Source organism: Paenibacillus sp. FSL k6-2145, from assembly GCF_037976585.1.
Taxonomy (GTDB): domain Bacteria; phylum Bacillota; class Bacilli; order Paenibacillales; family Paenibacillaceae; genus Paenibacillus.
This window is the reverse complement of the sequence record NZ_CP150267.1, coordinates 3,722,142-3,741,351: the sequence shown is the minus strand read 5'-3', so window position 1 is coordinate 3,741,351 and position 19,210 is coordinate 3,722,142. Positions and strand designations below refer to the sequence as shown.

Annotated in this window: 21 protein-coding genes; 3 read left to right on the top strand and 18 right to left on the bottom strand. The window is 45.9% G+C overall.

Annotated elements, in window-relative coordinates:
- The first annotated feature begins 76 nt into the window (after positions 1-76).
- Positions 77-556 (top strand): hypothetical protein, encoded by a 480-nt coding sequence (locus NZ043_RS16455; protein ID WP_339308904.1) that lies wholly within the window; start codon positions 77-79, stop codon positions 554-556.
- Positions 557-630: 74 nt separating this feature from the next.
- Here NZ043_RS16455 and purU read toward each other — a convergent pair whose 3' ends face one another.
- Together purU and NZ043_RS16445 are read right to left on the bottom strand one after the other, a co-directional pair.
- The gene (purU, locus tag NZ043_RS16450; RefSeq protein ID WP_339308903.1) at positions 631-1,524 is read right to left on the bottom strand and encodes a formyltetrahydrofolate deformylase; all 894 of its coding nucleotides are present in this window, start codon (positions 1,522-1,524) and stop codon (positions 631-633) included.
- 42 nt (positions 1,525-1,566) lie between these two features.
- Positions 1,567-2,673 carry a deoxyribonuclease IV gene (locus NZ043_RS16445; RefSeq protein ID WP_289391537.1) on the bottom strand — a complete coding sequence of 369 codons (1,107 nt, stop codon included), beginning with the start codon at positions 2,671-2,673 and terminating at the stop codon, positions 1,567-1,569.
- A gap of 170 nt (positions 2,674-2,843) precedes the next feature.
- Between NZ043_RS16445 and NZ043_RS16440 the strand changes: the two genes are divergently transcribed.
- On the top strand, positions 2,844-3,311 hold the full coding sequence (locus tag NZ043_RS16440) for a DUF2621 domain-containing protein (protein ID WP_176872741.1): 468 nt from the start codon (positions 2,844-2,846) through the stop codon (positions 3,309-3,311).
- Between the two features lie 157 nt (positions 3,312-3,468).
- Positions 3,469-4,380: a TIGR01777 family oxidoreductase gene (locus tag NZ043_RS16435; protein WP_133386782.1), complete on the top strand. Its 912-nt coding sequence runs from the start codon at positions 3,469-3,471 to the stop codon at positions 4,378-4,380.
- Here the strand turns inward: NZ043_RS16435 and NZ043_RS16430 are convergent.
- From NZ043_RS16430 to NZ043_RS16355, 16 genes are all read right to left on the bottom strand, one after another.
- On the bottom strand, positions 4,369-6,159 hold the full coding sequence (locus NZ043_RS16430) for a DUF6382 domain-containing protein (RefSeq protein ID WP_339308901.1): 1,791 nt from the start codon (positions 6,157-6,159) through the stop codon (positions 4,369-4,371). The genes NZ043_RS16435 and NZ043_RS16430 overlap by 12 nt on opposite strands.
- A 337-nt stretch (positions 6,160-6,496) precedes the next feature.
- Positions 6,497-7,012 carry an A24 family peptidase gene (locus tag NZ043_RS16425; RefSeq protein ID WP_091033592.1) on the bottom strand — a complete coding sequence of 172 codons (516 nt, stop codon included), beginning with the start codon at positions 7,010-7,012 and terminating at the stop codon, positions 6,497-6,499.
- A gap of 11 nt (positions 7,013-7,023) precedes the next feature.
- Positions 7,024-8,088: a pilus assembly protein gene (locus tag NZ043_RS16420; protein ID WP_339308900.1), complete on the bottom strand. Its 1,065-nt coding sequence runs from the start codon at positions 8,086-8,088 to the stop codon at positions 7,024-7,026.
- On the bottom strand, positions 8,085-10,202 hold the full coding sequence (locus NZ043_RS16415; RefSeq protein WP_339308899.1) for a hypothetical protein: 2,118 nt from the start codon (positions 10,200-10,202) through the stop codon (positions 8,085-8,087). Before NZ043_RS16415 ends, NZ043_RS16420 begins: the two co-directional genes overlap by 4 nt.
- Positions 10,203-10,293: 91 nt before the next feature.
- Positions 10,294-10,968 carry a TadE/TadG family type IV pilus assembly protein gene (locus tag NZ043_RS16410; RefSeq protein WP_249911491.1) on the bottom strand — a complete coding sequence of 225 codons (675 nt, stop codon included), beginning with the start codon at positions 10,966-10,968 and terminating at the stop codon, positions 10,294-10,296.
- On the bottom strand, positions 10,952-11,140 hold the full coding sequence (locus NZ043_RS16405; protein ID WP_091033599.1) for a Flp1 family type IVb pilin: 189 nt from the start codon (positions 11,138-11,140) through the stop codon (positions 10,952-10,954). Before NZ043_RS16405 ends, NZ043_RS16410 begins: the two co-directional genes overlap by 17 nt.
- 11 nt (positions 11,141-11,151) lie before the next feature.
- Positions 11,152-12,021 carry a type II secretion system F family protein gene (locus NZ043_RS16400; protein ID WP_339308897.1) on the bottom strand — a complete coding sequence of 290 codons (870 nt, stop codon included), beginning with the start codon at positions 12,019-12,021 and terminating at the stop codon, positions 11,152-11,154.
- Positions 12,022-12,033: 12 nt separating this feature from the next.
- Positions 12,034-12,777 carry a type II secretion system F family protein gene (locus NZ043_RS16395; RefSeq protein ID WP_339312775.1) on the bottom strand — a complete coding sequence of 248 codons (744 nt, stop codon included), beginning with the start codon at positions 12,775-12,777 and terminating at the stop codon, positions 12,034-12,036.
- A gap of 40 nt (positions 12,778-12,817) precedes the next feature.
- Positions 12,818-14,122, bottom strand: a complete 1,305-nt coding sequence (locus NZ043_RS16390) for an ATPase, T2SS/T4P/T4SS family (RefSeq protein ID WP_339308896.1) — start codon at positions 14,120-14,122, stop codon at positions 12,818-12,820.
- Positions 14,119-15,336, bottom strand: coding sequence for a ParA family protein (locus NZ043_RS16385; protein ID WP_339308895.1), 1,218 nt, complete (start codon positions 15,334-15,336; stop codon positions 14,119-14,121). Before NZ043_RS16385 ends, NZ043_RS16390 begins: the two co-directional genes overlap by 4 nt.
- A gap of 160 nt (positions 15,337-15,496) precedes the next feature.
- Positions 15,497-15,880 carry a VOC family protein gene (locus NZ043_RS16380; protein WP_017690000.1) on the bottom strand — a complete coding sequence of 128 codons (384 nt, stop codon included), beginning with the start codon at positions 15,878-15,880 and terminating at the stop codon, positions 15,497-15,499.
- A gap of 144 nt (positions 15,881-16,024) precedes the next feature.
- Positions 16,025-16,888, bottom strand: a complete 864-nt coding sequence (locus NZ043_RS16375) for a DUF6612 family protein (RefSeq protein ID WP_339308894.1) — start codon at positions 16,886-16,888, stop codon at positions 16,025-16,027.
- A gap of 67 nt (positions 16,889-16,955) precedes the next feature.
- Positions 16,956-17,378, bottom strand: coding sequence for a thiol-disulfide oxidoreductase DCC family protein (locus NZ043_RS16370; RefSeq protein WP_091033612.1), 423 nt, complete (start codon positions 17,376-17,378; stop codon positions 16,956-16,958).
- Positions 17,379-17,566: 188 nt separating this feature from the next.
- A complete protein-coding gene (locus NZ043_RS16365; protein WP_017690003.1) occupies positions 17,567-17,845 on the bottom strand; it encodes a hypothetical protein in 279 nt (92 codons plus the stop codon).
- Positions 17,846-17,944: 99 nt separating this feature from the next.
- A complete protein-coding gene (locus tag NZ043_RS16360; protein ID WP_036610816.1) occupies positions 17,945-18,190 on the bottom strand; it encodes a zinc ribbon domain-containing protein in 246 nt (81 codons plus the stop codon).
- 213 nt (positions 18,191-18,403) lie between these two features.
- Entirely contained in the window at positions 18,404-18,823 is a 420-nt protein-coding gene (locus tag NZ043_RS16355) for an organic hydroperoxide resistance protein (protein WP_036610819.1), read from the bottom strand.
- Positions 18,824-19,210: the final 387 nt, after the last annotated feature.

Below are 19,210 nucleotides of genomic sequence, written 5' to 3'. Positions count from 1 at the left end.
CCTTAATATGGATTTGAAAATCGGGCTGTGGTTTACTTTTCAGATGTCCATGCGTCAATCATAGGAGGTCGCGATCATGCCAGATCCTGCTGCTCACCCATCAACATCGGTAAAACACTCATTACCCTGGTTATCCGGTATTTTAACGGGGATTCTATCCGGAGTTGTCCTGGGATTTTTCCTCAAAATGATTCAGGCCAACACAGGCGAACAAGTATATACCCTGCTGTTGAATATTGATTTTGTGCCTGGTCTTCCACCAACCTTACCCGAATTTATTGAATTTACTTTGCATCTCATCGTATCCGTTATCATCGGCATCTTCTATGTGTGGTGGATACGACATTCAGGCCGCCCAATGATCAAAGGAATTATACTTGGTTCAGTCTCGTCCCTGCTCTATATCCCACTCTCTCAATTGTCATCACGTGTGCCAGACCTGTACGATGTTTTTGCCATCCTCTATTGGATTGCAGGACATCTGCTATTTGGTATTATGCTTGGCTTGTGCGGAAAGTATATCAACACAACAAAAAAAGCGATTCCCGTTTCGTAAACGAATTGGGGTCGCTTTTTGGTTAATCTATTACGTGGTTCCGAATCAACCTTGCACAGTATTAAAGCGTGAGCTTAAAATACAACGGTTTTATTTTCGTGAACAAGAACTCGGTCTTCAACATGCCATTTCACGGCACGTGCAAGCACAACACGCTCAATGGTACGTCCAATACGCTTCAGCTCGGTTACATCGTCCCCGTGGCTTACACGCTGCACGTCCTGTTCGATAATTGGTCCGCCATCCAGTTCTTCCGTAACATAGTGCGCTGTCGCACCGATAATTTTGACACCGCGGTTGTACGCCTGCGCATACGGTTTACCACCAACGAAGGCTGGCAGGAACGAATGGTGAATATTAATGATTCGATTGCGGTAATGCTCAATGAACATCGGAGAGATAATCTGCATGTAACGAGCCAGAATGATCACATCCACATCGTTGCCGATGACGTCCAGTTGACGCTGTTCGGCTTCTTTCTTCTTGTCTGCTGTAACTGGGATATGATGATATGGAATGCCAAATGATTCTACATAGTCCTTCATGTCCAGATGGTTGCTGACCACAAGAGCAATATCAGCATCTAGGTCGCCAGCCTGCCATTGCCACAACAATTCAACCAGACAGTGATCTTCTTTGGATACAAAGATAGCCAATTTCTTCTTGCGGCTAACCGCAGATAGCGTCCATTCCATTTGGAAACGGCTTGCTACTTCTTCAAAATCAGCTTCCAGTTTCGGCAAATTGACCAACAATTGCGGAAGATCAAACTCAATCCGCATAAAGAACATGCCGCCAGCAGGGTCCATTGTATACTGGTCCGACTGAACAATGTTTGCACCATGCTGGTGCAGGAAGTGAGAGACGGCAGCTACAATTCCTGGACCATCCGGACAGGAAATAAGCATGCGCGCACGATCGGCGCGGTTTTTAGAATCAGGGCGTACTTGTTTAGCGTGGATCTCCATCGGGTTATTCTTCCTCCTTCAATTAAGCCATGACCTGCGGGATTAACCCGCAAGCCATGCAATCAAGCGATGATTCAGTTGTTCTTCATTCAAATGCGGGAACAATGCAGCTTCAGTCACCATGTCATAGAGGCGTTCCAGCGGTTCGCGCGGATCTGCCTTTTTGGCTTTGGCATCATTTTTGAGCAACGTCCACACATCCAGAATATACGAACGAGACTCAATCTCTTTACCTTTGAAAAAGTGTTGCAACTGTTCTACTTCTGTCAGGAAATCCTGGCCGAATCGACCGGCAACATCCCCACGAAGCAGGGCAATCTCCACCTCATACATTGGACGCTGGGTCTTGGCCTCTTTACCAATCCAAGGTGTCTCAAGAATAAATGGACGTCCTTGAAGCTTCTCATGGTTGACGATGCGGTTAATCGCCTCAAACCCGATCCAGCCAGAGCCAATTGGTGTATGACGGTCCTTGTGCGCACCCATAGCATTCTTACTATCATTAATATGCATTACAGCAATGCGGTCAAGTCCTACCGTGCGATCGAATTGTTCCAGTACACCGTCAAAATCATTAACGATATCATATCCGGCATCATGAATGTGACATGTATCCATACACACAGTGAGGCGCTCGTTATACGTTACTTTCTCGATGATCTGGGCGATCTCTTCGAAACTACGCCCCATCTCCGTACCTTTGCCAGCCATGGTCTCCAGAGCGATGTTCACATCTGTCTCTTTCACACCCTCCAGCACTTCATTCAAACCTTCTGCGATCCGTCCGATCCCATAGTGGGCATCTTTATCTGTAAAAGCGCCAGGATGTAATACGATGTTTTTCACACCAATGGCATGTGTACGACGAATCTCTTCCTGAAGGAAATCTACAGCGAGTCTATACGTGTTGTCTTTGTATGAGCCAAGATTAATAATGTACGGTGCATGGACAACGATATCTTCCATTCCACCCTCTTGCATGGCAAGTTTGCCTTCTTCAATATACATGGATTCAATTGGCTTGCGACGTGTATTCTGTGGTGCACCAGTATATATCATAAACGAACTGGAACCGTACGAAGACGCTTCTTTCGTTGCACTCAATAATCCCTTGTCCGAAAAGGACACGTGGGAGCCGATTTTCAGCATTATTGATCCCCCTTAATCTGAATTATCCCTTATTCTAACGCGATTATCGAAATAAATCTAGAAATGCGCTATAATTCGGGATAGAGGCTATTTTTTACAGCTAATATGTGGAACATGGGTAGGCGGAATCCGTCTTTCCGTGAAAATCAATGAACCGAGGTGACTCCGCAATGATTTTCGACTCCTACGCGATGATACTGACCAGTAGTTCCCCCAGCAATTGGTTTATGAATACAATCGCATTCTGGACTTTTTTATTGCTTGGCAGCATGTGTATCGGTGGATTCTTCATGATGCGCAAGTTTTTGAAAGTGCTACCAAAAGCGGACGGAAAGTCCAAGCTGGATTGGCAGAATTATTGGGTTGAAGCCAGCCGTCACTTGTGGACAGATGAAGCCAAAGCTTTTTTGGATCAACTTGTGGAGCCTGTGCCCGGGCCATTTCGTGACATAGCCAAACATTCCATTGCTGCAGAGATCGGTAAGATTGCAGTTGAAGACAACGCCACGGAAGTATCGAGAGATCATTGTATCAAAGGATACATCATTGCCACACCGAAGCGGGATAATAAGTTTTTGGTAAAGTTTTTGGAGAAAAACAAAATCGATTATTCCCCTTATCAACATTTGATTAAATAAAATAAAAGATGAGTTAAGTGGCATATAAATTGGGTTAATTAGATACAGATATGCTCCGTCAGGTAAGTTGTTCCCAACAGGCATTGCTTACCTTACGGGGCTGTTTGTCGATCCAACGGTATATCAGCGCAGTGAAAATACAGAGAGGATGTTTGATATGAAAATTGCCATTTGTGGAGGTACCGGATTTGTGGGAGGAGCACTTGTAGATTACTGGCTGCAAGCCGGGCACCATGTGAAAGTTATTACACGAAAACTGCCTGACTTGCATAATCCAAGTAAAAATCTTACATATATATCGTGGGAACAAGTCGAAGAACAACCTCACTTGCTGGAAGGTATGGATGCTCTCGTTAACCTTGCCGGAGAAACGCTGAATCAACGTTGGACAACCAAGGCGAAGCTGGAGATTGTTGAATCCAGAGTAACAACCGTAGCACGGGTAGCCCGATTGGTGGAATCTCTGGAACGAAAGCCGGAAGTGGTCGTTCAAGCTTCTGCCATGGCCATCTATGGAACCTCCCCTAATGAAACCTTTGACGAGAGTAGTCCGCAAAAATCCATGAACTTCCCGTCACGGGTCTCGGAACAATGGGAAGTTGCTGCAGATGCAATCAAAGATGTAAGACTCGTTAAAATCCGGGTGAGTTTGGTGCTTGGACATAAAAGAGGTGCTTTTCCATTGATGAAACTCCCTTATATGCTGGGTGTTGGTGGCAAGATCGGCAGTGGCAAGCAATGGACTAGCTGGATTCACATTATGGATATCGTAAGACTCATTGATTTTAGCATTCAAAATAAACAAGTGTCAGGTCCAGTCAATGCTTCCTCACCGAACCCTGTCACCAATGATGAATTCGGTCGTACGGTCGGTAAAGTGTATCATCGCCCTCACTGGTTCCCCGTACCCAGCTTCTTAATTAAAACCTTAGTTGGTGAACTATCCGTTGTTCTGCTTCAGGGGCAGAGAGTCATTCCGCAAAAAGCACTCGACCACGGATTCCAATTCACTTTCCCTACCTTAACCCAGGCACTGGAAGATCTGAAGCACCGCGGCTTATCTGACTGATTGAACTATGTCTTCTCCAACCGACCGATAAGTGTAGACTGATTCCGCAAGTGTAAATGTGTCTCCATCCGCCAATGGATATTCCTTATACGGAGCAAGAATATTGCCCTGAAGAATGGTGCCATTGACGGAACCCAGATCCTTAATCACATAGCCCGATTTGTTCCGGCTCAATTCCACATGAGCACGGGACACCCCGGTCGCTGTGTCCACCCACTGAACCATGTCTGCTGATCTTCCGATGACAAAAGATGCTCCTTGCACATCCATCCGTTCATGTTGGTCACCGGTGCCTGATCTTCGTTCAAGATAATAAGACGCCATCACCGGTCCTGCCCCTGTAACATTACCTCCACTCAGATTCTGCAAATTCACGGTTGCTTCCGCAACTGCATCCTGTCGAATTAGCTCTGAAGTTGAAGCTACCGTTTCCACATGGCGCTGAACGAACGGTGGATCAGAGTGTTCAGGTGTCATATGCAGACTTTGATAACGGGAATGCTCGCTACCACCTTCTGAGGTGGATGCAACCGTTTGGTTTATGCGTTCCGCTGACCTTTCAGCTGTATTCCAGCGCCAACTCTCCTGAAATTGTTCCTCTTCCGTTTGCTTGCCTTTGTTCTTACCTAAATTGAATGAAAAAGACCGCTTATTCTCTGAGTCATTATGAGGACTTCCCTTGCGCTTCCACGTCCATCCTGCTACACCAAGCAAGCCAAGGCTTAGTACCATGCACAGGATCATCTGCGTCTGTCCCGGTTGCTCCATGTATATAAATCTCCATACCAATGCCATGGCAACCATGCAGCCCAGTATGATATAGGTCACTTTGGAAGATCCGGACTTCTCCTCCGCGTCCATATCAACACGCTCTAGGGAATCATACGGGTTACTTCGTCCCTTATCCATGCTGTTTGAGCTCTCAAATGAAGATAGCTCAGGCGAGCGCCTGCCTGGAAAGGTTCGAGATCTCACCGGAATGTCTTCCACCTCGGATTCACTCGTTTTTTGCGGCTGACGAAAATTTAATTGCGGCTCCACAGCAGCATTATGAACGGGAGCACTGGGTTGATATGGTCGAGAATTACCAGTGGCTTGCCTGCTCTCTCGCTCAGAAATCGACGAATGAAGATCACCTCTTGAATCATTGGGTGTTTCCAAAGTTCTGGATGAGAGAAATGCTGCGACTCCTCCATTCTCTTGCTCGTCAGCATATAACTCCAGCAGAAGCTCTCGCAACTGTCTGATATCCCAACGTTCATTGTCACATAACTGCAGAACACGCTGAATGCCTTCTCCTTGCAGTTCCTGCACCTGGGCCATCAGCCTGATCACAAGCTCACGGAATTGCTGCGGCGTTGGATCAACTTCAACCGTATCCATGATTGGTACATAGACCATTCCAAGCTCACCCTGTTCAAATGAACCGTTGATGAACAAGTACTCTTCCTGGATCAATAATTTACGAGGCTCCAACATATACTGTCGGCATTCCATGAAGGCATCGGCTAGTTGGAACAACAGACCATACAGAACACGCAACTTGATTTTGCTTGACTTTAACATCTGGGATAACATTTTGTACCCTGATATGTCGTACTGCAAAGTTACATTTCGATCGACTTCCCGAATATGAACAGGGAGAAGTCGCGGAATCTGATTGGACGACAACATCCCCATCTGTACCCGGCTTAATTCCTCCATTCGTAACCCGTCCTCTTTCTCCAAAACCATGAACGCTCCGCCGTTACGAATAAAATCTCTCGTTAATCCATACATGCCAATCCTCTCTTTCCGTTGCTATATAGGATCAACTAAAGAAAGTTACACTGGGTACTTCGATGACGGAACAACCTTCCGATCGCTGTTATCCCCAGATTTCTTGATTCCCTTTGTAAAGGGGAAAATCCGGGGATAAAGGCGAAGCATATGCTTCCGATGCAGCTTTCTTTCAGAAAGCTTTTAGCTCCGCTTCTTCAGGTTTTTTCCGTCCTCTCCGTTCTCGTGTAAAAAGTTTAGTTGATATAAGTTGAGTTACAATACACCACACTCTTCCACTCCAATCGCAGTGCTATCTTCGATCACTGTTATCCTAACGTTTTCCAGACTCCTGATATCAAGGGAAAAGTCCTGAGACAAGGACCGTGATAAATCCAGGTAACACCGCCAGCATAAATGGAAACTTCAATGTCTTCTCTTTATTTACCAGCTTGAGCGAACCGAGCATGAAAAAACCTGCAAGACTACTTGCCATGCCTCGAATCCGTTTCGCTGAATCTTTACGGAATAGAAGTATTACTAGACCAATTGCGCCCGCGTACAAAACGGAGTAAATAATGACATGAATGCCAAAAGCAAGCCCCGTCCATGCGCCAATCCCACCAAACAATTTCACATCTCCTGCCCCTACGGCTCCAATCGCATACATCAGAAACAAAATACCAAAACCTGCTGCAAATCCAGCGGCTGAAAACAAGAAACCATCCCAACCGCCCCATATGATATGGGCCAATACGCCTGCAACAGTCACAGGTAAAGTCAATCGATTTGGAATTTTCATGGAACGAATATCTGTAATAAAAGCTGCAATGACGTATATGCCACAGGCAATGTAAAACCACTCCACCTCCATCATCCCCTTCCTTATTTTCTGGAGGCTACCGTAAACGTAGTCTCCGTCTTGGCACCGTCCCCTGTCTCGACAACAAAACTCCATGTTCCTTCTGTTGTCCGAGTACCAACAAACCAGTTCCATTCAATAATTCCATTCTCATCTGCGGTGGCCCAGCCAATGTGCTTCGCAGAACTTTCACCTGACTTGTAAAATATCGTTAAGTTGGCTGTCGCTCCTGGTTCTACCTTCACCTTAATCGTTGCATTATTGCCTATGTAAGCCGGGTCAGGCTTCGACAGTACCGTTGCTGAACCCGCAGTATCCCCGTCTCCTGCGCTGCCATCTGACCCTTCTCCGGTATCTCCAATCCATATCCGTTCTGCCGCAGCAGCCTGAATCCGAAGCGGTTTACTGAGAAAGGGGACTTTTATCGGCAATTCATAACTCAGTTCAAGTCGGAAATAAGGATTTGTTTTGTTTTTAAGATCAGGTATGGAAACACCGTTCACATGCACACGTTCCATATCCAGTAGAGTTGGCTCGATAAATGGTTGCAGCAGCGGTTTGACCATCGGATCAAGCACCGTTTCCAAGACGGATGTCTTGATCTCCTGTAGTGGTTGTTCACCACTGGCCGCCGCTGAAAGTACCCAATCACTTAATGGCTCGGGTAGAGAAGAAGCATAACCTTCTGCCCATTCCGTCAGAGACAACTCCGGTATCTTCCAACCCCCTCCAGAGCCCTCACCACCTGCAGAATCAGAAGGTGTGAAGGCAAGGGAAACCGGATATATTTTCGTTGATAACTGCTTCACCGCTTCCCCTGCTGTGCTCTGTAACGCTGTGGAGATTAGAGTCATTTGCACAATGAAGATGAGAAACATGATAAAGAACAGAAAAACAGGTAACACCAGTGAAGCTTCCAGAACCATGCTTCCCTGTTCCTTTTTCGGAGAACATATCTGCTTATTCAGAGACTTCAATCGTTGCAATCTGATTATTCTTGTTAAACGAATCTGCAATTGTGCGCTTTCTTTTTCGTAATGTTGCTGCTTATCCATAATCCCTCCACCGAAACGATCCTGATCATTCAATAGGAATAATCCGCCTTCCGCTCAATGAAAAATCGCCCATCTTCAACCTGATCCGCACTACCCATAACTGCACCTATGCTTCTAACCACCCCTGGTAAAAACCACAGCTTGATGCTGCTGCGCATGTTACCCGAAGCATACGTCTGTTTCTCATCTGGATTCACACCAGTATTCAATCGAATTAGCGCCAGCATTCTGGACATTTTGCGTTCATTGTTACTATGCATCAATAGGAACAATCGGAGATGGTCCCTGTACGTCAGTTTGACTTTGATATACTTGGACAATTCCACACTGCCCTCTTTTGCTAGTTTCACCATATCCGCGATGGCGTTTGTAATCCCGTATAAGATTGCCGCCGATAAAACCAGAAGTGGGTTCCCAAGCTTGCTATGCTCAATTAACCCTTCGGCCGTCCGAATAGCCAGCCGCAAACCAAATATCTCCGCATATGCCGCAGCGATGTTACCCGAAGGATTATGAAACCCGTAAACGATATACTCCAGTTCCTGATTCTCCAGTTTGAAGACATCACCAGCATCTCCACCACCTTCAGTCCAGGTAAATAGTTGACCAAAATCCATGGAGTTGAAATAGGCTAAAGCATATTCATTCTGAAATAATTCGTCACCAAGACTGTCCAGCAGACCGGACATCCCGCCAAACAAACTGTCCATTCTCTTCATGGCATCGCCACCAGAGTCATAAGGATCTCCAGCAATCTCTGCCTTTTTGGCTTCCTCACGACTAGCCTCGTTAAAAGCAATATTAGCGTTGTAATATTCCTCCAACTGTTTGAAAGCGTCCATGGAACCCGAACTTCCATTCTGAATCTGCGACAAGATTCGTTTGACTTCCTTCAATTTCCCTTTGGATTCTTTATCATTCGCTTTGCGTTGGGCATCCGACCCACGACCACTTTCCAGCTGCTGCTTACTTTGGAGGATGAGATTGGCAGGACCGCTACGTACATAGGTGTCCATATATCGTTCCGTAACCTGACTTGCCTGTCTGACCGCTGGTTTAATCGGAACACCACTCATGACCGTGACACTGCGAAGCTGTGTATTCAATTCTATGTTGTCTCTTCTGACGTTAGAGAAGTCCGTATTCTGGGAAACAACTCGTGCTTTCAACTGATCAAATAGGCTATCTGCCCTCACAAGCTCCGAAGCAAGAGAACGTGTACTTTTGGCTTCCGTGCCTGATCCTGTAGATGCCGGGCTCGTTCCAGGCAGATTCGAGTTGCCCACGTTGTCGTAGCTGGCATTCTGCGAACGGTTCTCCCCCTCCGCGATCACACGTTTCATTTCCTCATTGATCTTGCGTGCTTCTTCGATCTTGGACTGTGCTTCCTCCAGCTTCGTTTGATGGGCCTGTAACGCTGGTTGTATGATCATGCTGATACCTATCGCCACATTACCAACACCCGTCCGATAACGGGCCAGTTCCAATATGTATTGTTGCTCTCTGAATGGCAATCCCTCATCCGCCTGTTTCTTGTTTAGATAATCTGCATAACGTGCTGCTGCCTCGGCAGCTGTCTCTGGTGTTTCTTCCAACATTTCTTCATAGATGGCCTGTGAAGGCGGGTCCATGATTAATTTTGGAAGATTCTTTAGCTTCTCCGCGGATTCCGTCTGATTGGCAATGGCTTCGTCCAGTAGTTCTTCACGTTTGTCATATAACTTCTGTAATTTTTTCAGCAAGTCCACCGTGTGCGCTGCTTCCTTCATTTCGTCTGATATCGGTTTGAACCGATTGATCACTTCAAGGGTAAAATCAACCGGAGCCCGATACTTCATGTCCTCCTGAATCTGGCGATTAAATATATCGTATCTGCCCAGTTCACGCTCCATGCTCAGCGAAGTTGTATCCCACTGGATATCCAGAATGGGAAATCCATCTTTTACAGCTGAAGGCTTCACACTATCATTCAGCACTTTAGCCATAATTGCATCCCCACTGCTGTCGCCATACCCGAATAAACCATACTCCCGGAGTGATGTGTCATAGGCTGACATGACGGATCTCATTGCAGCATGAGTCATGCGTTCGGTCTGCACCTTGAATGCCGCTATACGAGCGTAATCAATAAATATTGCGACAAACATATAAACTCCGGCCAATATTAATATTAAAAAAAGGGTTACGGCTCCCAACTCACCGTCTTTTTTTCTAAACAGCTCCGCCCTCCTCCTTTTCTCACTTTTTGCTTTTGCCAAAATGCTGCACAACCTGTCCGGCTTCTGCCGCTGTACTGGTCGCCGCACCGCCTTTGCCTTTAAACTTGGCTGCGTAATAACGGACCAAATCTACCGTTCGAATGAATTCAACCGGTTCAACAACTGCGGACGATCCTTGAGTGAGGACACGGTTGCCTGAATCGAACAAAAAAGAAGGAAGAGGCAAAGAAATTACTTGTTCCAGCTTGGTTGTTACTTTCCGTTGAATCAGAGAATTCTGATACTCAATCGTTCCTTTCATGGCTGAGGGCATCTGTTGCACCGCTTGTGCTAATTTCTGTTCCGAGAGATTGCCGCCTTCACCAGCAGGTATAGAAACGCTAACCTGATCATCCGCTCCCGCCCAGCCAAACAGCGCTCCAAGCATACGATCATCCGTCAGTCTCCAGTACAGATTGTCATGTTCTCCAACAACATATTCACCTGTCATCGCCTGTTTGTGGCTGTTGTCCCAGCTATAGGCTGCACGTTCGGAAGCTGCATAAGCATGTTGATTCAGGAATGTCTTTTGATACATGTACATGGTGAAAAAGAGCAACAACACAAGAATAAACAGCACAACAGGGAAGATCAGGGAGGCTTCAACGGTGAAGCTCCCTTCTTCCTTTTTGAACTCGTTATTCGAAGAATTCATTACTTTTATTACTCACATTAGTTAACAGTCTTTCTACCAATTTTTTAATTTGGTCTTTAAAAATCAAAGCAATAATGATAATAACCCCGATAATCAGAATCAGCTCCAACGTGCCGAGTCCGTCCTCTTCCTCCCAAAACGCGTTTACCTTGTTTTTCAATACTTCCATCATCCCAATTCCTCCTACATATTCATCATCATAAAAGCAGGTGCCCCGATCATGACCACAATCGTAAAAAAGATCAGTACCATCGGAAACACCAGTTTGGAAGAAGCCTGTTCTCCCTTCGCCCGACTGACAGCCTTGCGTTTCTCCCACAACACATGGGACAGATCCCGCAGCGCCAATACAAAGTCACCTCCCCCACGCCGGAAATTCAGCAGCACTGTTGTCGTAAAAATCGTCACTTCCTGTACACCGCAGCGACGACTGAACTGTTCAAATGATTGTTGAAACGAGTAACCATTATTCCAATCTCCCACCGTCTTTCTGAGTTCGTTGTACAACGGATGATTCCGTTCCCCCTGGCTTGTCACACAGTGAACGATGGCACGTTGCACGGTCTCCCCTGCGCCAACCAACAGTACAATTCGGTTCAGCAGCTCAGGCAGTTCCATAAGAATATCCTGGTCTCTTCGCTGCACCTTTGTATTGAGGTCTTTGTAGAGCGCAAAAGGCAACGCTGCACCGAGCACGAGCCCACCCGCCATACCTCCGATGCCCATATCTCCAACGAGTGATAACAGGCAGCCCACCAGCAGCATGAGCCATGTGTAGGTCAACATTTCGGCGCAATACAGCATCGTTTTCTCTCCACTGTGCTGTATGCCATACATTTTCTGAATGGCATGTTGCATTCGAAACATGAGCACTGGCAATCTGCGTCCAATCTCAAACTTGTCCAACATAAACAGGAAGGGACCATGCAATTTTTTCAGTCGTAATCCTTCCATATCCAGCTTGCGCAGATGCCGGTAGGTCTGCCCCCGGGTTCGATCCAGCACCAGCCATCCCGCTCCGAGCATCCCTGCGACTATAACGGGAAGCAGCATCGTTTCAGCTCCTTATACTTTGATATCCATAATGCGATTAATCCACAGATAACAGCAGGCGAGTACTGCCAATGCACCACTTGAGATGATGTACCCCATCCCGCTATATAATGGCTCCATAAAGTCCTTAGCAGTCAGATTGAGGAATATCAGAAAAATAAATGGAGCGGCAAACATCACCTTTGATTCGAACTTTTTCTGCGATACCGCGACCATAATATCCTGCTGAATGTCCAGCTTCTCACCAATCACCGCAGAGGTACGACGCACAACCTCAACCAGATCCCCGCCAGTTCGTTTGCAAGTAATGAACACATCTGCAAAGTTCGTAATATCCTCAATCTGTGCCCGATCCGAGAAATCATGTAGTGCCTCTTCTATTGGTTGTCCATACTCCATCCGTGTCCGCAATATCGTGAACTCACGAATCAGATCGGTATCCGCTTCCGGTCTCAACATCCGCAGATCCTCTACGGACTCCTTGAATCCATTTTCCACCGATTTTCCTGCGGCCAGTGCCGAAGATAATGCATATAATGCTTGCTTAAAATGTAAACTGAGTGTCATTCTTTTTCGTTCCAACAGCACTTTAGTCCAATGTTTTGGTACCCATATGCAACCCGCAGCCAGGATCGCTCCAGCCAACCAGTGATGGTAGAACAGAATTCCAATGCCAAAAAACAGCAGACCACTAATCAACATACAGACCATTCGTTGTCTCCGGGAAAGCGTATATACGGTGTAATCCGTCAACATCTGTCTGGCTTCACCCAACAGTAATCACCTTCCAATGACTTTAATTCACGTTGTTATCTGATGAATTTGTTTCAATACTATATTGTTCTATGTATCCATCCAGCCATTCCCCAAGCCCCGCCATCTGAATTTTATCCACCTGATTCAACTTTCCAACCTGTACTAACCCGCCAATAATTTTGCCTTCACGCTCTTCTTGTTCCTGGAAACGAAACAGTGGATTCAGCATAACCTCACCGTCCTGCATGCCAATCACTTCACTAATCTCTGTCACCCGCCGTGAACGATCTCGCAGCCGGGATAGATGTACAAAAATATCGATTGCTGAACTAATCTGCTGCCTTACAACCGCAATAGGAAGATCTGCACCGCTAAGTACCATCGTTTCGAGTCTGCTAATCATGTCAGAGATGGTATTCGCATGCCCTGTAGACAAAGATCCATCATGGCCAGTGTTCATGGCCTGTAACATATCCAGCGCTTCTGCGCCCCTGACTTCCCCAATCACAATCCGGTTGGGACGCATCCGTAAGGAAGATTTGATCAGATCCCGAATAGATATCTGTCCCTTGCCTTCGGTGTTTGCATTCCGCGTCTCCAGTGATACCAGATTTGGTACCGTAACAATCTGTAGTTCAGCCGAATCCTCAATCGTTATAATTCGCTCATCGGCAGGGATAAACTGCGATAAGGCGTTCAGAAAGGTCGTTTTTCCCGATCCGGTCCCACCTCCAATGAAGATGTTGTATTTGCTCCGCACCAACTGCTGCAATAATTCTGCCGCTTCTTCATGTAGGGCTCCCTTTTCAATCAGATCGGACATCTTCATCGGTTCACTGGGGAATTTACGAATCGTCATCGTGGGACCTTTCAAGGCAATAGGAGGCAGCACGATATTGACCCGCGAACCATCCTTTAAACGGGCATCTACGATTGGAGAAGACTCATTCACAATCCGGTTTACCCCGGACACAATCATCTGGATGATATCCTCGAGCCGTTCCCTGGACTCGAATTCAAGGGTGATCTGGCTGACTTCACCTTCTTGCTCCACAAAAATCTCCTTGTGACTATTGATCATGATTTCCGTAATATCGGGATGATCCACAAGTGGCTGCAAAATATCCAATCCACGAAAGGAATCAAACAATCGCTGTACCAGCGTGTGACGCTCTCCTGAGGTCAGATCATCTAGCTTCGGGTCAGTGAGAACTTTGCGTTCTATCCCCTGCCACAGTTCATCATCTCCTGCTGAAGAGGTTAAATCGAGTCCAGCCCTGACCTCCCTGCGCATCATCTGAAACTGTTCTTCACGATCCAGCATTCTATTGGATGAATCCATCATAGTGCCCACCGATCCTGCTTCTGAATTCGTCCCGTCTGCTTCAATTCTTCTTCGCCATCTTGTACCAGCATGGCACATAATCTCTTCACTTCACGTTGGAAGATCGGAGAACTAAGCATGACTTCCTCCTGACTGAGTTGCTTCCAAGAAGGGATATAGGGCAACACTGCATCCAGATGCAGATCAGGACGTGGGAGTGCATTGACGACATTGTCCCGATATTTGTTAACCACAAAGCGTGAACGCTCCAGTATACTTTCGTACAACTCTGGCTTCGTACGCTCAGCATGCTGCAACCATTGTCCCCATCGATGCATGGCAGATATATCATCCTCAACGAGCCAGACAAAAGCATCTGCTGCATCCAGTACCCCTTCACTACGCCCATCCCATCCGGAATCCCCATCCAGAATTAGCACGTCATATTGTCCGCAATCCGTTAAATAACGAAGCAGATTTGACGTATCCTCACGAGTCATTTGCAACAGTTCTTTCCGATTCGATAATGGCCAGAACACATCGGATCTCAGCGCTTCATGCCGGACCACATATCTATCCACAGCCTTAGATTGCACCTGTAACTGCTTGCCGGATTCCTTTCTGCCCACCTTCAGATCGTATAACAGACGTGACAATCCCGTCTCCGCATCCGGGTTACGCTGCCCACTTCTAGTTAGTCCCTTTTCCAGAAACGGGAGCGTACTGTCCAGCGTCTCCAGATTCAGATAGAGAACAGCATATCCTGCAAGTCCCAATTGCTTTGCCATATGCAGGGCTACTGTCGTTTTGCCACTTCCACCCGAAGCGGATACTACACCGATGGAGAGAGTCTCTTGCCCCGGATGGTGAACCTTCTTACGGCGTGGCTGCCGGCAAGCATGCATCACAGCATCCAGCAAAGCAGGCAAGGGTTGATATTTCATCAGCCGCTTGGCCTCATCCACCTCTTCCATCCCTTCACTAAGCATTAGCCAAGGTACACCTGATCCTTCTCCCCCGTTATTCAGCCAGTCATTCAGAAACTCCGGTTCCGCAATAACCAGATCCGGTAATTCTCGACCTTCTTGCTCATTCATATGATCCCTGAACGAATCCCCTTGGGAGAATGCCGTGAAACGCACATGGAGACCAGGCGAATTTCCCTGTACATAATCAAGCCAGGCGCTAATGTAATCTCTATCTTTTGAAACCAGAACTACCTTCAGTACAATCAAATTTTCCTTCCCTCCCTGTCAAAAAGCACAAAAAAGCACCGTCCAATAACCGCATGAATATGCAGTATATGGACGGTGCTTCCGTCACGTGCTATGAATGTATGGATAATATAGCATACAATTTCTGGGGGAGCAAGGGATTTATTCTAACCCTTTTCCCTTAAGAGTTATACGGTGAATCGAACTCAATAATGTTACGGTCAGGATCAAGTACAAAAATCTGTGCGAATCCCGCTACACTATCCGGTCTCGCTTCATACTCAATTCCCTGCTGCTCCAGCCAAGCTATAGTCCCTGAATAACTGGTGACCCAGATCGCAAAGTGACCGTCTGTTGTATCAATCCCAGCCTCACGTAACGTGTGCCCTTCCGGGTGCTGTAACAGATGAAGCTGCTGGCTACCGATGGCATACCATGTACCTGTGGAGCGGAAAGGCGGGCGTTCAATCTCCTGCATTCCCAGTAACCCCGAATAGAATTTCTTCGCGATTTCCAGATCACGTACAGCCAGACTAACATGGTGGATGTGTGCATATTCGATCATCTTTTATATCCCCTCTCTACTTCAATATGACTATACTATAACACCTTCATCCCTGACCATAATCTCCGCTAAACAGAAAAACACCCCTGATTCTAATCTGGTAAACCTCTCGGCTCACACAAATCTAGTTCAGAGGTGCCTGTTTTATTTTGCGCTATCCAATGCTTCTTGTGGAATCTTGATCTCTTCCACTTGATCCTGGTTGGAGAACGTACTGGTCATCTTCATGTCCATCGTCATTTTCTGTCCATTCTGTTCCATCTCCATGACCATGGTTACGTCCGTACTTGCAGGCAAATAGGTTTCTTTGTTGATCATATATTTCATTTTCATGCTGGTGATATTCATCTGATCAAGCATGGCTTGCATCTGGGCATCCGATCCGTTCTGCTCCATTACGGCTTTGGCCAGTTCCTTTACATTATCACCGGATACGTCAGCGTTAATCACATATTTGTCGCCTTCTTCGGTCACTTTAGTATCTTCTTCAATCTTTTTGAATTGCTCCAATTCACCTTCGGGATTCATGCTTGCTTTCATCTGCTCAATCAGTTCCTTGGTTTGAGCTTCAGGAATCGCAACCCATTGATCCCCAACTTGAGAGTAGATTTTATCCGAAGTGATATACTGCTTCACGTTCTGAGCTTCCTGTCCCGACATTTCCATTTTCATCTCTTGATAGATCATCATTGGATCTTTGATAATATCCATCTTGAGCGATGTTTTAACCTGTTGATCCTGGGACTGTTCACCAGCATCCAGTTTCAGATTCTGATCAATGTTTGCTTCAGTTGTGAAGCTTTTCATTTCTTTGGTTGCTGCATTGGTTTTGGTAATCAATTCGTCCAAGGTAGGGATCTTTGTTTCCTGCTCCGCAGGTGTATTACCCTCGTTAGATGTTTCGTTGTTAGTCGCTGGCGGCGTTGCCGTATTATCTGTATCGTTACCGCATGCTGCCAAGCTCACTGCTAATAATGCCCCGATAAATAATGTAGTCCACTTCTTCAAGTTGTTGTCCTCCCAAAATAGATATGATCTGTAGTCATTACCCAATTATTTCCGTTATTAATCACACTCACAAAAATCGATCTTTGATCTCTGGGGTAGGCAACATGCACGCTTCATCCTTGCCAAACCAGCGATAACGGTTGCGAGCAACCAAGTTATAGACTGCATTACGAATAAATTTCGGTACAATAATGAACACATATAACAACGGATAAGGAAACTTCAGACCTTTCGCCAATCGCAGCGCGGCGGTTGAACGTGTATAGTATTTTCCATTTTCAATCAGAACAAAGGTGTCCATACTGTCTGTCGACAGATTGCCCTTCTCCAGCAGTTCCTTGGCTACATCTGATTGGAGCGAAGCAAAATGATATTTCCCTTCCGGGTCACGCTTGATAATCCATTTGGTTAAGCCCTGGCAGAAGTGACAGACACCATCCACCAGTACGATCGGATGTCCCTGATGCACATCTGTTTGATTTGCTGTCATATTGGCTGCCTCCTATTGTTGCGGTTAGAGTAACTTACCCAATCTGGGCCTTCTTGTTGACTAATTCTAAATTTATTTCTAGAGGTAGTTCAAAAAGACTGAAAACCGCTCTTTTTGAACACGCATTTATTGGAAATATAAAGAAAAAGAGCGCAGGCATTGTGCCCGCGCTCGTATCTGTCCGACAATTACTCCGTAACTGCCTTTTCCATCCATTGGTCATCGATCATCTGTTGATGCAGGTCACTTGCCCACTGGTCCATACATTTGCAAATGAAATCTTTGCGACATACTGGACAAGGCGTTTTCTGCAAACGACTGATATTGGTCATCTTCCATTCCGGGGAACGGGAGTAGAATACACGGCATTTTGTACCGTCTACCAAATTCATTTTAAATTCGTACAATCCGTCTTCCTTGTTACCATAAGCTAATTCTAAATCTGCAATACGCGGTCTATAAGACATGGATATCACCTGTTTAATTCAAATTTGGTTCATGCAATGACACTACTCAGTACTAAGTTATATTAAAGAAAATTCAGTTCAATGTCAACTCGCGCATGTCTACCCGCCAAACAGAATATCCAGAATAGTCCCTACCTGCCCCTGTTTTTTCCCTTTCAAGACATCCGGATCAAATACTTCAACATACCCGCAGGAAGCACAAGCCACGAACAGGTAGTGATTATGCTGTATATCAAACATCTTGCTCAGGCCTGCTCCTGACATGGAGACTTCCTTAATGTTACAATCCGTGCCCCTGCATTTCGTACACACAAATCGCCGCTCGATCATCTCTTCAATACTCATCTTCGTTCCCCCTTTATGGAATGTGTAGCATGAAGTGGGAGTGCAATTATGTAAAATAGTACGCGATCTGGCATCTAATCTCCTGCATCATGTCCATATATTATAATCAACACAAAACCCTGCCGATTGCCAGCAGGGCTTTGTAGTCGAACATCAGGTATATGGGACGATACCCTGCTCTATATGTTCCCTTTACTTGCCGGGAGTCAAATCTTAGACTACGTTTAAAACAACATCAATGTTGCCGCGTGTTGCTTTCGAATATGGACAGAAATCATGCGCCTTGCGGGCCAATTCCTCTGCTTGACTATGATCTACACCAGGCATGCTAACGTCCAGACGAACAGACAGCTGGAAACCGTCATCCGCAGGGTCTTTACCAATGGATACGTTACTTGTAACGACCACATCCTCCAATTTCACACCTGCTTTGCGTGCTACATTGGCAAGGGCACTTTCATAACATGCTCCATATCCAGCGGCAAAAAGCTGCTCAGGGTTAGTACCTTCACCACCGGATCCACCAAGCTCTTTTGGCATTTTCAGATCATGCTTGAGTACGCCATCCGAAGAAGTCACGGAACCTGTACGTCCACCTTTAACTGTCGCTACTGCTGTATATAAAGCTTCCATTAAGAATCTCTCCCTTATCCATATAGTTTTTACTGCCTTCCTTTCAATTTAAACTTCTGGCTCATTTTGAAACGCAATTTTGTATCTTTATCAGCTTTTACAACTTTATTATTTTCATGCATTTCAATGCGATGGCTGTATTTTCCCTATGTTTGGGTAATATACGAAGGGGCATCTGAAAGCTGCAACCGAAATTTTGTGCTGATACATAAAAGTTGCACTAGACAAAAACAATTGAAGGAGTACAATGTAACAATAAACATAAAAATTTAGATATATCATGAGCGGGTTATCCCGCATCAATATCTCAAAATCAATAATTCAAAGTCAGGTGATTATCGTATGAGTAAAAAAAATCCGTTCAACGCTCCTTCAAGAGAATCATTG

What these genes read in the sequence shown, in the direction of transcription:
- NZ043_RS16455 (WP_339308904.1), top strand. Translation starts at nt 77, where the DNA reads ATGCCAGATCCTGCTGCTCACCCATCAACATCGGTAAAACACTCATTA.
- purU (WP_339308903.1), bottom strand. Translation starts at nt 1,524, where the DNA reads ATGGAGATCCACGCTAAACAAGTACGCCCTGATTCTAAAAACCGCGCC.
- NZ043_RS16445 (WP_289391537.1), bottom strand. Translation starts at nt 2,673, where the DNA reads ATGCTGAAAATCGGCTCCCACGTGTCCTTTTCGGACAAGGGATTATTG.
- NZ043_RS16440 (WP_176872741.1), top strand. Translation starts at nt 2,844, where the DNA reads ATGATTTTCGACTCCTACGCGATGATACTGACCAGTAGTTCCCCCAGC.
- NZ043_RS16435 (WP_133386782.1), top strand. Translation starts at nt 3,469, where the DNA reads ATGAAAATTGCCATTTGTGGAGGTACCGGATTTGTGGGAGGAGCACTT.
- NZ043_RS16430 (WP_339308901.1), bottom strand. Translation starts at nt 6,159, where the DNA reads ATGTATGGATTAACGAGAGATTTTATTCGTAACGGCGGAGCGTTCATG.
- NZ043_RS16425 (WP_091033592.1), bottom strand. Translation starts at nt 7,012, where the DNA reads ATGGAGGTGGAGTGGTTTTACATTGCCTGTGGCATATACGTCATTGCA.
- NZ043_RS16415 (WP_339308899.1), bottom strand. Translation starts at nt 10,202, where the DNA reads ATGTTTGTCGCAATATTTATTGATTACGCTCGTATAGCGGCATTCAAG.
- NZ043_RS16410 (WP_249911491.1), bottom strand. Translation starts at nt 10,968, where the DNA reads ATGAATTCTTCGAATAACGAGTTCAAAAAGGAAGAAGGGAGCTTCACC.
- NZ043_RS16405 (WP_091033599.1), bottom strand. Translation starts at nt 11,140, where the DNA reads ATGATGGAAGTATTGAAAAACAAGGTAAACGCGTTTTGGGAGGAAGAG.
- NZ043_RS16400 (WP_339308897.1), bottom strand. Translation starts at nt 12,021, where the DNA reads ATGCTGCTTCCCGTTATAGTCGCAGGGATGCTCGGAGCGGGATGGCTG.
- NZ043_RS16395 (WP_339312775.1), bottom strand. Translation starts at nt 12,777, where the DNA reads ATGTTGACGGATTACACCGTATATACGCTTTCCCGGAGACAACGAATG.
- NZ043_RS16390 (WP_339308896.1), bottom strand. Translation starts at nt 14,122, where the DNA reads ATGATGGATTCATCCAATAGAATGCTGGATCGTGAAGAACAGTTTCAG.
- NZ043_RS16380 (WP_017690000.1), bottom strand. Translation starts at nt 15,880, where the DNA reads ATGATCGAATATGCACACATCCACCATGTTAGTCTGGCTGTACGTGAT.
- NZ043_RS16370 (WP_091033612.1), bottom strand. Translation starts at nt 17,378, where the DNA reads ATGACAGCAAATCAAACAGATGTGCATCAGGGACATCCGATCGTACTG.
- NZ043_RS16365 (WP_017690003.1), bottom strand. Translation starts at nt 17,845, where the DNA reads ATGTCTTATAGACCGCGTATTGCAGATTTAGAATTAGCTTATGGTAAC.
- NZ043_RS16360 (WP_036610816.1), bottom strand. Translation starts at nt 18,190, where the DNA reads ATGAGTATTGAAGAGATGATCGAGCGGCGATTTGTGTGTACGAAATGC.
- NZ043_RS16355 (WP_036610819.1), bottom strand. Translation starts at nt 18,823, where the DNA reads ATGGAAGCTTTATATACAGCAGTAGCGACAGTTAAAGGTGGACGTACA.